Source organism: Cupriavidus sp. GW822-FHT06G04, from assembly GCF_058799075.1.
Window position 1 is genome coordinate 197650 of sequence record NZ_JBXALD010000009.1, and the last position, 12785, is coordinate 210434.

Consider the following 12785-nt stretch of genomic DNA (forward strand, 5'->3'; position numbering starts at 1 on the left):
TGTATTACCATCCGGTTATATCGCTTTCGCCCGCCCTGCTCCGATGCCTATCGCCGCCGACAAACTGCTGCACCAGATCGTGTCCCGCCTGCGTTTGCGTCATTTGCCGCTGTTGCTGGCGCTGGAGCGGCAACGGTCCATCTCGCGCGTTGCGGCGGAAATGAACCTGTCGCAACCAGCGGTCACCAAGGCACTGCGCGAGATCGAGGACATCTTCATGACGCCGCTGTTTACGCGCACGCGCAACGGCCTGGAGCCGACCGCCACCGGCGCGGCGGTGCTGAGCCACGCGCGCATGACGATGGCCGATACGGAAGCGCTCGGGCGCCAGCTCGGCGTCATCGAGGCAGGCGGGCGCGGACGCTTGCGGATCGGCGTGATTCCGTACACCGCGCGCGCGGTGCTGGACGCCGCGCTGGCATACGGGCTCGATCAATCGCCGCGCGTGGCGGTGGTGGTGCGCGAAGGCACCACCGATGAACTGGTCACGGCGCTACGCCAGCACGAGATCGATTGCGCCATCGCGCGGTCGTTTTACCTGGCGGGCGAAGATATCGTGCAGCAACCGCTGTATCGCGAGGAGCCGGTGCTGGTGGTGCCTTCGCGCGCGGCGGCGCGGCTTTCGCGCGGCAAACTGGACTGGAAACGCCTGGCCCTGCTGGACTGGATTCTGCCGCCGCCGCACACGCCGGTCCGCCGCACGATCAATACGATGTTTGCGCTGGCCGGCGTGGCGCCGCCGCTGCCGATCGTGGAAACCTATTCGATCAAGCCGATGGCCACGCTGCTGCGCAGCCAGCCCGACGCAATCACCATCGTGCCGCGCGCCGTGGCCGCGGAACTGGTCGAGCTAGGCGACGCCGCCACGCTGCCGTTTTCGCTTAGTTGGGATTTGCCGCCGGTGGGCGTGATGTGGCGGCGCGGCACCGAAGAGAACGAACTGGTGACGGCGCTGGTGGCGGCATTGCGCGTGGCGGTTGGGTAAGGACATCGCGCATTCGACGTGCCCCGTTCGCCCGCGTGACCGCAGGCGATTAGCCGGTTCAAACATCCACAAAAAACCTCGACCGATATGAAGACAGTCGCGCTTTACCTGCTGACCGCGCTTGCCGAGATCCTTGGCTGCTATTTGCCTTACCTGTGGCTGCGCCAGGGCGCCAGCCCCTGGCTACTGCTGCCCGGCGCCGCGTCGCTGGCCATATTTGCTTGGCTGCTGACCTTGCACCCGGACGCCTCCGGCCGCGTCTACGCCGCATACGGCGGCATCTATATCGCGGTGGCGATCGTCTGGCTGTGGCTGGTGGACGGCGTGCGGCCCAGCGTCTGGGATATGACAGGTGTCACAATCGCCGTCGCCGGCATGGCCGTGATCGTGTTCCAGCCGCGCTGAGGCGAAGATTAAGGGCGGATTAACAGTCACATATTCTGACAAAAACCGTCACTATGTGGATCTTGCGTCCTACCCTACCAATGTGGGGTGACAAATTTTTGCAGATACATTCCGTTACATGTGACAAGAAATCTCACATTTCTCTGCTTTTTGCCCATTCCGTACGCTGGCACACCGATTGCTCTATATGCCCCGACAGCGCAGTTGCTGTTCCAACAAATTCAAGGGGTCAATTCCATGAAAAAAGCACGGATGGGAATCCAACGGGTACAAAAGGGCTTCACGCTGATCGAACTGATGATCGTGGTCGCGATCATCGGTATCCTGGCTGCGATTGCGATTCCGCAATATCAGTCGTATGTGGCCAAGTCGCAGGTGAATCGCGTGATCGGTGAGCTTTCGGCTCTGCGCACTGCTGCTGAGACCTGTCTTAACGAAGGGCGCACCGTAATTACGGACGGTGTGCCGGCAAACGCAACTGACTGCAACCCGGGGCGCACTCAGTCGACGTTGCTTGATGGTGCAGTCAATACGAATCAGTTGCCGACGATTGTTCTTGCAGCCGCTGCATCGACGATCTCTGGCCAATTGGGGGGGTCTGCCTCGGGTTCGGTGGCAGGGGCCACTGTGACGTGGTCCCGCTCGAGCACGGGCTCGTGGACCTGCGGAGTGACTGGAGGGGTTGCGGCTAACGGCTGGAATAACTCCTTCGCACCGGCTAGCTGCCCAGCGTCTTAATGCAAACCTAAGCAAGCTAAAAAGCCCTGGACTTTCCCCAGGGCTTTTTTCTTTTCCTCACCGCCTGAAGCAATTCAAGCGCGTCAAGCTCCTTACCCCGCCTCCCCCCGCATCCCGATCTCCTCGATCAGCTTTCCATAACGCGCATTGTCGGCCGCCACCATCTGCGTGAACTGGCCCGGCGATTGGCTCTTGCGAATTTCTCCCGCGTTGGCCTTCATCGTTGCATCAAGCTTGCCGCTGGCTTGCAGTGCCGCCACCGCATCGAACAGCTTCTTGGTCAGCGCCGCAGGCAAACCGGCAGGGGCAAACAGGCCGCTCCAGTTGTCGAGCACAAACCCGGGCGACAGAGATTCCGCCAGCGTCGGCACATCGGGGAAATAGATCGAACGCGCCGCCGATGACACGGCCAGCGGGCGGATCTGGCCGTTGCGCAGGAACGGCGCCGCCGTGGACAACACCGGCATGCCGAATTGCGTCTGGCCGCTCAGCATCGCCGTCACGATCTCGCTCGCGCCCTTGTAGGGGATATGCACGGCTTTCGTGTGTGTCTGGTGCAGCAGCGTCTCCACGGCCAGATGCGATACGCTGCCCTTGCCGCCCGATCCATAGTTCAGGCCATCGGGCTGCTTGCGCATCGCATCGACCAGATCGCGCGCGGTCTTGAAAGGCGACGACGCGGGCACGGCCAGCACCACTGGTCCGCCGGACAGCGCGGAAATCGCCGTGAAATCCTTGGCGGCGTCGTACGGCTGGTCGCGATACAGATGCACGTTGATGACATGCTGATTGGCCAGCACGCCGAGCGTGTAGCCATCGGGCTGGGCGCGCTTCAATGCGCGTGCGCCGATGATGCCGCCCGCGCCGCCGATGTTCTCCACCACCAGCGGTTGGCCCAGCACTGGCGCCAGCTCAGCTGAAATGGTGCGCGCCATCGAATCCGGCGCGGTGCCGGCGATAAAAGGCACGATCAGGCGGATCGGACGCGACGGATAGGGGGCGGCAGCCATGGCCAGGCGGCCTGTCATGCCATTCAATGCTGCGGCGCCGGCCGCAGCGCCCGCGGTGGCAAGCCACTGTCGACGATTCATGTTTGTCTCCTGTCGTTGGGCGCGCCGTCTGGGCGGCGTCGCCGTCGAGGTTGTGGTCCTGGCGAATCAGGCCGCGCCCGGATCGAGAATGGCCTTTGCGATGGTGTTGCGCTGGATTTCGCTGGTGCCCGTGAAAATGCGGAACATCCGCAGCTTGCGCCAAGTCTGCTCTACCGGATGACCGCGCGTGACGCCCACGTTGCCGTGGATCTGCACCGCCTTGTCGGCCACCTCGAAGCAGCGTTCGGACACGAACAGCTTGCACGCCGCCGCCTTCATGCGCAGGTCCGCGCCGGCATCGGCCAGCATCGCGGTCTGCGCGATCATGCTTTCGCACGCCCACAGCGCCGCCGCCATATCAGCCAGCATGTGCTGGATGGCCTGGAAGCGCGCGATCGGTCCGCCGAACTGCCGGCGCTGGCCCGCATATTCCACCGACGCCTGGTACGCGCGCGTAGCCAGACCCAGCATCGACGGGCAGTGCAGCAGCCGATTCACGTTGATGCGCGACATGCCAAGCTTGAAGCCCCTGCCCTCGCCGCCAAAAATGTTGGCGCGCGGCACGCGCACGTTTTCGAAGCGGATATCGCCATCGATATGCTGGCCCGACATCGGCACGTATTCGGTGCTCACCGTCACGCCCGGCAAGTCCAGATCGACCAGCACCGCGGTGATGGCCGGCGGCGACGTCGTGGCGTCGGTCACGCACATCACGATGGCAAAGTCCGCGAACGGCGCGCCGCTAATGTAGTGTTTCTGGCCGTTGATCACCAGCTCGTCGCCGTCGACGACGGCACTGGTGCGGATGCTCTGCGCATCGGATCCCGAATGCGGCTCGGTCAGCGCGAAGCAGGTCGATTTTTCTCCGCGAATCACCGGCTGGAAATAGCGCGCCAGCTGATCGGACGTCGCGTATTTCAGCATGTTGCCCACGCGCGGCGGGCCGCCAAGATCGCCCAGCACATGCGGCGCCAGCACCGCGCCGCTGGCGGCCAGGTCGGCTTTCAGCGCGCACTGCTCGGCAATATTGAGCCCCTTGCCGCCCAGTTCCACCGGCAGGCAGGCCGCATACAGCCCGAGTTCGCTCGATCGCCGCCAGACCTTGCGCAGCACCTCGCGCGGCCAGGGATCTTCGGTGCCGAGGCCCAGTTCGCGCTCCAGCGGGCGCAGCTCTTCGTCGATAAAACGCTGCACCGCTGCGCGCGTGTCGATCAGCACGGGATTGGTCAGATGGTCGAACATGGGTGAATTCCTGACGGCTTCAATTGACACGGCGGGTGGCGCCCATCCAGTACTGTTCGCGCACCAGCTTGCGCGCGAGCTTTCCACTGGCGTTCTTCGGCAGTTCGGCGACGAAATCCACCGAGCGCGGCGACTTGTAATCCGCGATGCGCGCGCGGCAGTGACCGATCAGTTCCGCCGCGCTGGCCTGGCGTCCCGGCCAGAGCGCCACCACGGCCTTCACGCTTTCGCCCCAGGTATCGTCGGGCACGCTGATCACGCACGCCTCCATCACGTCGGGATGCTGGTACAGCGTGGCTTCCACTTCGGTCGGATAGACGTTGAAGCCGCCGGAGATGATCATGTCCTTCTTGCGGTCCACCAGATAGAGATAGCCGTCGGCATCGACGCGCGCCAGATCGCCGGTGTGCAGCCAGCCGTCGATCAGCACTTCGCGCGTCAGTTCTGGTTCGCCCCAGTAGCCCTGGAACACGTCCGCACCGCGAATCACAAGTTCGCCGATCTCATCGCCGCTCACTTCCTCGCCGCGCTCGTTCACCACGCGCACTTCGGTTTCGCCCAGCGCGCGGCCGCACGATGCCAGCCGCTCCGGATGCGCGGCGATGGCCAGTGCGTGATCGGCTGTGGACAGGCGCGTAACGCCCGAGGTCGATTCGCTCGCGCCATAGCCTTGCGACAGCACCGGGCCGATGCGCTCCCAGGCCTCGCGGATGCGTGCGGGCGCCATCGGCGCGGCGCCGTAGGCCAGCGTCTTCAGGCTGCTCAGGTCCGCCGTGGCCAACGTGGGCTCGGCCAGCAGCATGTTGATCATGGCCGGCACCATAAAGACATGCGTCAGTTTCAGGCGCGAGACTTCGGCAAGGAAATGCGCCGGCTCGAATTTCTCGAACAGCACCAGCGTGGCGCCCAGGAACAGGTACGGCTGCATCAGCATGCCGGACGCATGGGTGATCGGCCCGATCAGCGCCAGACGGTCGCCGGGGCGTGCGGGGCGGTCCATCGTCAGGATCATCTTGCGCATCGACGCCAGCCGGTTGCCGTAGCTCTGCATCGCCGCCTTGATCTTGCCAGTGGATCCGGACGAGAAATGCAGCACCGCCAGATCATCGTCCTGCGGCACATAGTCGATCGCGGTGTTGGTGCCGCGCTCGATCAGCGCCTCGTACGCGCCGTAATGCGCCTGTGCGCCGGCAATCGCGAAGAAATGCTCGACCGCGCCAAACCCGCGCGTTTCCCGCGAATAACCGGTGTAGCCCGGGCCGGCGATCATCACGCGCGGCGTGCAGTTTTCTACCACGTCCGATGCTTCGTTGGCGGTGAAACGCGGATTCAGCGCGGCCTTGACCAGCCCCGCCTTGTACAGCGCACATTCGATCTCGACGATCTCCGGGCAGTTGCGCGACTGGATCGCCACACGGTCGCCCTTGCGCAGCCCCAACGCCAGCAGCGCATTGGCCAGCCGCGTCGAGCGCTCGTCAAGCTGGCGGTAGGTCAGCACGCGGTCGCGATACAGCACGGCGGGATTGTCGCCCCAATAGCGCGCCGCGCGCCTGAGGAAATAGGCGAACGTCATCGATGTCTCCTTGTATTGGAATTGGTATGTGTCCACGCAGTCTGTAAGATGCAGCCCATTACCACAATGGCGCGACTGGCATCCAGTCATAACCAACAGGAATGTGCGATGGAGACTCGCGATCTGGAATACGTGCTGGCCGTCGGCGCGCACGGCGGCATCGGCCGCGCCGCCGAAGCATTGGGCATGACGCAACCGGCGCTGACCAAGGCGATACAGCGCGTGGAGGCGCAACTGGGCATGCCGCTGTTCGAGCGTAGCGCGCTAGGCATGCGTGTCACGCAAGCGGGCACGGTATTCCTGGAGCGCGCGCGCCGTATCCGGCTCGAGTATGAAGATGCGCTCAAGGAAATGCGCGGCATCCAGACCGGCGAACAGGGCCTGCTGCGGCTGGGCTATTCGCCGTCGATGCCGAATGCACTGGTGCTGGGCGCATGCCGGCAGTTGATCCGCGAACGGCCAGTCGCCCGATTACGGTTGACGATGCGCGTAGCGCGCGAACTGATGGATCTGGTGCAGGCCGGCGACCTCGATCTGGCAATTGCGCCGCTGCCGCGCCAGGCAAATCCCGCGCTGCTATCGCGTGAACTGTTCACCGATCGGCTGGCCGTTGTGGCCGATGAGAATCATCCGCTGCAAGGACGGCGAAATTTGGCGCTGGCCGATCTGGTCGATCAGCAATGGCTGCTGCCGAGCGCGCACGTGTTGATCCGCCAGCAACTGGACGCCGCGTTTGCCGAGCTTGGGCTGCCGTCGCCAATCCTGCGCGTGGAAACCGATTTTGGCAGCACGACGCTGTTCGACCTCGTGCGCGGCACCGGCATGTTGTGCATTGCGGGATCGACCGGCAACAGCAAGCGCGCGGGCCTGCGGCCGCTGGCGCTACGCGCCGACGCGCTGGACCTGGGCCGTCGCGTCGGCGTGATGATGCGCGCAGGCGCGTACCTGTCGCCGCTGGCCGAGCGCATGATCGATATTCTCGAAGCGCACGTGGAATAAGGCGCTACTGGAACGTGCGCAGATAGGCGAGCAGGTCGTCGATCTGTTTGGTATTGCTGATGCCCCAGAAGCGCATCTTCGTGCCGGGCACCACCTTGGCCGGCGATTGCACGAACGCGCGCAAGCTGGCCTCGTCCCACACCACGGCAGAGGTCTTCATGGCATCCGAGTAACGATAGTCTTCCGTGCCGCCCGCCTTGCGCCCGAAGATGCCGTTGAGCTGCGGGCCAAACGCGGCGCGCGCCGACGGGCCGACGTGATGGCACGACGCACAGCGTGCGGAGAAAAGGTCCTTGCCGGCCTGGATATCGCCGGCGCCATGAGCGTTGGGCGCCACCAGCGCGGTGGACAGCGTGGCTGCGGCGGTAAGTGCCTTGGCAAGGCGGACTACGTGCTTCATGAATGCGATGAAAAATGGTTCGATGACTGGCGTGCGGTGCTTACGCCTTCTCTTGCGGCGGGTAGCTGGCCACTTCGATCAGATTGCCATCTGGGTCGCGGCAATACACCGACGTGATGGGCCCCAACGCGCCCGTGCGCTGCGCCGGCCCCGCTTCCACCGGCACCTTGTGCGCCAGGAAATGCGCAACCACCTCCTGCGGCGGCATGCGCGTGATAAAACACAGGTCGTCGCTGCCGGAGGTAGGATGCACGCCGGTGAACCACGCCACGGGGTCTTCGCCGATCGGCCGCAGATTAATCTTTTGCTGGCCGAATTTCACCGATACGCGCGTGCCGGTGCGCGACGCGAAATCCTCGCGCTGCATGCCGAGCACTTGCTCGTACCACGCGGCGCTGGTTTCCACATCTTTCACGTTGAGCACGATGTGGTCAAAACGGTCGATTGCGAGCGTCATGGGGCGTCCTTGTAGGAATCTCGGCAGATTATGTAACAGCATGTGAGACTGTGCAGTGCAAGGCGTAATGTACACCGCGGCGCTGCTTATAATTCCCGGCCGGTCAACCACCGCGCCCCCCGTCATGCGCCGAATCTCCTGGCTCGTCATGAGCCTTGTCCTCGCGGCACTGATGCACGTGTCCATCGGTATCGCCGCCGAATCGGCTTCGGACGCCGAAGCCCAGCCAGTCCCCGCACTCACGCACGCCGGTGCAGTGGCCGAACTCAAGCGCCTGCAATCCGAGCAGGATCGCGTCAAGCAATTGGCGTCGAGCGTTTCCGCCGATATCAAGCTCAGCGATCTGAACGAAACACTGAAGCAACTCGACGACGATGTCGACAAGCTCAACGCAGCGCTCACACCGCAGCGCGCTCAGCTACAGGCTCAGGTAGATCTGCTCGGCCCACCGGCCGATGCCGGCACCGCCAAGGAAGCGCCCGCTGTGGTCAGGCAACGCGCGGCGCTCAGCGCACGCAAGGCGCAGCTCGACGACGAGCTGACGCAGGCAGCCGAGAGCAAGGAAAACATCGCCCATTTGCAGGACCAGTTGGCCAAGCTGCAGCGCAGCCGGCTCAAGGACCAGCTTGCGCTGCGCTCCGAGAGCATCCTGAATCCCACGTTCTGGACGCCGTTGTTCAAGGTGTCCGACGAAGATCGAGAACGGCTGGGCAATTTCACCGACGAAATCGGGCCGATGATCCGGCAGGCATGGGACCCGTCGCAGCGCGGAAAGACCGTGATCCTGCTGTGCGTGGCGCTGGCGGTGTGGTCGCTCGGCCGGCGCCTGCTCGAACGCGGGCTGGCATGGTTTTGCCTCACGCAGTTGCCAGAGACGCGCATTCGCCGCAGCGCGCTGGCATTGGCGACGGCGCTGACCACGGTGGTCACCACGGCGATTGCCGTGCGCATCGTCTACGCGGCAATGACGGGCGGCGACGCGCCTTCGTCCGCGCTGCAGGATCTGATGAGCGAGATCGCCAAGCTGACGATGACCAGCGCGCTGATCGCTGGCCTGGGCCGCGCACTCCTCTGCACGCGACATCCCTCGTGGCGACTGCCGGCGCTGGCCGATCCGGTCGCCTTGGCGATGAAGCCGTTCCCAACGCTGCTGGCCGGCCTGCTGCTGCTAGCCGGCACGGTGGAACAGCTCAACCGCATGGCCGACACCAGCGTGCAGGTGACACTGCTGGGACGCGGACTCGTGTCGCTGGTGGTGGTGCTGACGATTGGTGCGGCGCTGCTGCGCGCCAATCGCGTGCGCACGGAAGTGGCCGCCGCCGGGGAACGTCCCGAGGCGCGCGCCACGCTGGCGGGCCTGATCCACGCGGCCGTGACGGCAACCGTGGTGGTGTCGTTTATCGCGCTTCTGGTTGGCTATATCAGCTTCGCGCGATTCCTGACCTATGAACTGGTCTGGTTCGATATCGTGCTTTGCAGCCTGTATCTGCTCACCCAACTGACGCGCGATCTCTGCGAGGCGCTGTTCTCCGCGCAGCATCGCAGCGGCCGCGTGATCAAGCAGTTGTTTGGCGTGGGCGACAGCCATCTGGAGCAGGTTTCGACGGTGCTGTCCGGCCTTGGCGCCAGCCTGTTGTTGCTGCTTGCCGTGCTGGCGCTGCTGACCGGTGGCTTCGGCACCACGCCGGCGGATTTGCTGAACAGCCTGCTGACGGTGCTCGGTGGCGAGAAGCTGCGCGCGCTGAACATCATGCCCGACCGCATTCTCAATGCGCTGATCGCGCTGGTGGTGGGCATCTGGCTGCTGCGCTCGGTGCGCCGCTGGCTCGACGCCGAACTGCTGCCCAAGGTCTGCATGGAACCGGGGCTGCGCGCGTCGCTGATTACGCTGTTCAGCAACGTGGGCTATGTGCTGATCGTGCTGCTCACGCTGTCGCTGCTCGGCGTGAAATGGGAAAACCTCGCGTGGATCGTCAGTGCGCTGTCGGTGGGCATCGGCTTCGGTCTGCAGGAAATCGTCAAGAACTTTGTCTCCGGTCTGATCCTGCTGACCGAACGCCCAGTCAAGGTCGGCGATATGGTGAGCATCGCCGGCGTGGAAGGCGATATCCGCCGCATCAACGTGCGCGCCACGGAAATCCTGTTGGGCGACCGATCGACGGTGATCGTGCCGAATTCCCAGCTGATTTCACAGAACCTTCGCAATGTCACGATGAGCAACAACACGCAGGGCGTGGCCACGCTGCAGCTGACTTTTCCGCTGAACACGGACCCCGAAGCGGTGCGCGATCTACTGCTCGATGTTTATCGCGAGAACGAAGCCATTCTTGATATTCCCGCGCCGTCGGTCACATTCAGCCAGCTTGCGCCGCACGGCATCACGCTGAGCGTCACCGGTTACGTCAACAGTCCGCGGATTGCCGGCGGCACGAAAAGCGACCTACTGTTCGAGATTCTGAAACGGCTGCGCTCGGCCAATATTCCGTTGTCCGAACCGCAGACATTGCGCGTGGAAAATATGGCAGCGCTTGGTACATGACGTCAGCGCGCCGGGATCGCGTCGTGATGCGTCCAGTAGTCCGCACCATCTTCCTGGGTGGACAGCGCGATCATCTGCCGGCAGCGCTGGCATGTGTAGACAAAGACCTGCCGGCCCGTGGGCGATACGGCATCGCCCGATCGCAGCAGGCGCGGATGAGGCGGAACATAGCCGGGACGACCCAGCAGGCTCTTGCATAGTTCGCAAGGAACCATGGTGCTCTCCAGACGCTGATTTCGGTCGCTGCAACAACCATGTCCTACGTACGCCAGACATTGCTGCAACGCAGCAGAGCACCCAGTATAGGCGCACGATCGTTCGATCGCCACGCCCGATACAGCCGATAGACGATTTCGCCTATTGCTGCGCGTTGGCGGCAAACCGGTCGGTCGCGGCGATCAGTTGATCGAGGATGCCGGGCTCGCTCCATGCGTGGCCGGCACCTTCAATCAGATGAAAATCCGCATCCGGCCAGGCCTGATGCAGCGCGTAGGCATAGCGCACGGGACACGGCATGTCGTAGCGGCCATGCACGATCACGCCGGGAATGCCGGCCAACTTTCGCGCATCGCGCAGCAGTTGTCCGTCCTCGAGCCAGCCGCGGTGCGTGAAGTAGTGATTTTCGATGCGCGCAAACGCCAGCGCGAAGTGCCCTTCATCATGCTTGGCGCTGATGTCGGGATCGGGCAACAGCGTGATGGTCTCGGCTTCCCACACGCTCCAGGCGCGCGCGGCCTCGATCTGCTTGTCGCGGTCGGCGCCGGTCAGCAGCTTGCGATACGCCGCCATCATGTTGCCGCGCTCGGCCTCGGGCACCGGCGCCTGGAAGCGCGCCCATTTTTCCGGGAACATCTCGGAGACGCCGAACTGGTAATACCAGTCGAGTTCAGCCTGCGATACCGTGTACACGCCGCGCAGCACCAGTTCGCTGACGCGCTGCGGATGGCTTTGCGCGTAGGCCAGTGCAAGCGTCGATCCCCACGAGCCGCCAAACACGAGCCAACGGTCCACGCCGATGGTTGCGCGCAGCCGTTCGATATCCGCCACCAGATGCCATGTGGTATTCGCTTCCAGCGACGCATGCGGCGTCGATTTTCCGCAGCCGCGCTGGTCGAACAGCAGCACGTCGTAGCGCGCCGGATCGAACAGGCGGCGATGATCGGACGAGATGCCGCCGCCAGGTCCGCCATGCAGGAACACCGCCGGCTTGGCGCCGCGCGTGCCGACGCGCTCGTAATACAGGACGTGGCCGTCGCCGACATCGAGCATGCCGGTTTCGTAGGGTTCGATGGCGGGATAGAGCGTGCGCAGTGCGGACATGGGTCGGTATCGGTCAGGACATCGGAGGAAACAAAGTGTAGCGCCAAGCCGGGGATTTGCCGCTTCGTGCTTCGCTCCGCTTTACGATTCGCGCTTTAAGTTTCGTTTAAGTCTTCGACTCTAGATTGGAGCCGTACCGCAACCGAATCCCACGAAGGTGATGCCATGACCCCTCAAGACGTGCAAGCCCTGGAAGCCTTTCTGAACCAACTGACCCAGGCGCGCGTGGATGCCAAGGACCCGCAGGCTGCGGCGATGATTGCCGAAGCGACGGCGCGCCAGCCCGACAGCGCGTATCTGCTGGTGCAACGCGCGATGCTGCTGGACCGCGCGCTGATGGACGCGCACGCGCAGATCGCGACGCTGCAGAATCAGTTGCAGGCCGCGCAAGGCAACGGCGCGCGCGGCTTCATGGACAACGATGTCGCATGGGGCGCGCATGCGGGCCGCGCGCCGTCGCAGCCGCCCTACCCTGCCCAGGCACAGCCGCAACCGCAGGCCCAGCCCTACGCGGCGGCGCAGAGTGGCGCGCAATATCCAGGCCAATATCCGGCTCAACTCGCCCAGCCCGCACCACAGGCCGCGCGCCCGGGATTTCTGAGCGGCGGACTGGGCGGCACGCTGGGCAGCATCGCAACCACGGCCGCAGGCGTGGCGGGCGGCGCGATGCTGTTCCAGGGCATCGAGAATCTGTTCCATCGCGGCGGCGGCGGCTTCTTCGGTGGCCAACCCGCCGTGGGCGCGGCGCCGGGCGAGACCATCGTCAACAACTACTATGGCGATGACAATTTCGGCGGCGGCAGCCATCGCGACAACGCGCTGCTGGCCGACAACGGCAATCTCGACAACGGGCTGGACGATTACATCGACGACAGCCAGAACGACGACTCCTCGTTCTTCTGAAGCGGCGGAGCGATAAAGGCGCTGCGCCGCTGCAACGCGGCGCTTGTAGGAAGATGACCGATTGCGGGCGTGGGCCGATGGGCGCACGATCCCCGCAGTCGGGCCGTCGGCCCGCTCGAGCGGAGCCCGCGCC

13 protein-coding genes are annotated in these 12785 nt (G+C 64.3%); 6 read left to right on the forward strand and 7 right to left on the reverse strand.

The window, feature by feature from the left end; all coding sequences use genetic code 11:
• Positions 1–43 precede the first annotated feature (43 nt).
• From AC1RKI_RS20820 to AC1RKI_RS20830, 3 genes are all read left to right on the forward strand, one after another.
• Entirely contained in the window at positions 44–985 is a 942-nt protein-coding gene (locus AC1RKI_RS20820; RefSeq protein ID WP_061958140.1) for a LysR substrate-binding domain-containing protein, read from the forward strand.
• An 87-nt stretch (positions 986–1072) separates the two neighbouring features.
• Positions 1073–1390 carry a YnfA family protein gene (locus tag AC1RKI_RS20825; RefSeq protein ID WP_061958139.1) on the forward strand — a complete coding sequence of 106 codons (318 nt, stop codon included), beginning with the start codon at positions 1073–1075 and terminating at the stop codon, positions 1388–1390.
• A gap of 252 nt (positions 1391–1642) precedes the next feature.
• A complete protein-coding gene (locus AC1RKI_RS20830) occupies positions 1643–2128 on the forward strand; it encodes a pilin (RefSeq protein WP_492796976.1) in 486 nt (161 codons plus the stop codon).
• Positions 2129–2220: 92 nt separating this feature from the next.
• Here AC1RKI_RS20830 and AC1RKI_RS20835 read toward each other — a convergent pair whose 3' ends face one another.
• The 3 genes from AC1RKI_RS20835 to AC1RKI_RS20845 form a co-directional block, all read right to left on the reverse strand.
• A complete protein-coding gene (locus AC1RKI_RS20835) occupies positions 2221–3219 on the reverse strand; it encodes a tripartite tricarboxylate transporter substrate-binding protein (protein WP_150979917.1) in 999 nt (332 codons plus the stop codon).
• A 66-nt stretch (positions 3220–3285) separates the two neighbouring features.
• Complete coding sequence (locus AC1RKI_RS20840; RefSeq protein ID WP_150979916.1) at positions 3286–4461, reverse strand: acyl-CoA dehydrogenase family protein; 1176 nt, start codon at positions 4459–4461, stop codon at positions 3286–3288.
• Positions 4462–4480: 19 nt separating this feature from the next.
• Positions 4481–6034 carry an AMP-binding protein gene (locus tag AC1RKI_RS20845; protein WP_061958135.1) on the reverse strand — a complete coding sequence of 518 codons (1554 nt, stop codon included), beginning with the start codon at positions 6032–6034 and terminating at the stop codon, positions 4481–4483.
• A gap of 108 nt (positions 6035–6142) precedes the next feature.
• Here AC1RKI_RS20845 and AC1RKI_RS20850 point away from each other — a divergent pair, with 108 nt between their 5' ends.
• Positions 6143–7033: a LysR family transcriptional regulator gene (locus tag AC1RKI_RS20850; RefSeq protein ID WP_061958134.1), complete on the forward strand. Its 891-nt coding sequence runs from the start codon at positions 6143–6145 to the stop codon at positions 7031–7033.
• Between the two features lie 4 nt (positions 7034–7037).
• On the opposite strand, the gene AC1RKI_RS20855 is transcribed toward AC1RKI_RS20850, so the two are convergent.
• The gene (locus AC1RKI_RS20855; protein ID WP_492796835.1) at positions 7038–7433 is read right to left on the reverse strand and encodes a c-type cytochrome; all 396 of its coding nucleotides are present in this window, start codon (positions 7431–7433) and stop codon (positions 7038–7040) included.
• Positions 7434–7473: 40 nt separating this feature from the next.
• Entirely contained in the window at positions 7474–7890 is a 417-nt protein-coding gene (locus AC1RKI_RS20860; RefSeq protein ID WP_061958132.1) for a VOC family protein, read from the reverse strand.
• A 124-nt stretch (positions 7891–8014) separates the two neighbouring features.
• Between AC1RKI_RS20860 and AC1RKI_RS20865 the strand changes: the two genes are divergently transcribed.
• Entirely contained in the window at positions 8015–10429 is a 2415-nt protein-coding gene (locus AC1RKI_RS20865; RefSeq protein WP_492796833.1) for a DUF3772 domain-containing protein, read from the forward strand.
• Between the two features lie 2 nt (positions 10430–10431).
• Here the strand turns inward: AC1RKI_RS20865 and AC1RKI_RS20870 are convergent, their stop codons facing one another.
• Complete coding sequence (locus AC1RKI_RS20870) at positions 10432–10644, reverse strand: hypothetical protein (RefSeq protein ID WP_061958130.1); 213 nt, start codon at positions 10642–10644, stop codon at positions 10432–10434.
• A gap of 142 nt (positions 10645–10786) precedes the next feature.
• Entirely contained in the window at positions 10787–11749 is a 963-nt protein-coding gene (pip, locus tag AC1RKI_RS20875) for a prolyl aminopeptidase (RefSeq protein WP_061958129.1), read from the reverse strand.
• 165 nt (positions 11750–11914) lie between these two features.
• Between pip and AC1RKI_RS20880 the strand changes: the two genes are divergently transcribed.
• Positions 11915–12652: a DUF2076 domain-containing protein gene (locus AC1RKI_RS20880; protein WP_061958128.1), complete on the forward strand. Its 738-nt coding sequence runs from the start codon at positions 11915–11917 to the stop codon at positions 12650–12652.
• Positions 12653–12785: the final 133 nt, after the last annotated feature.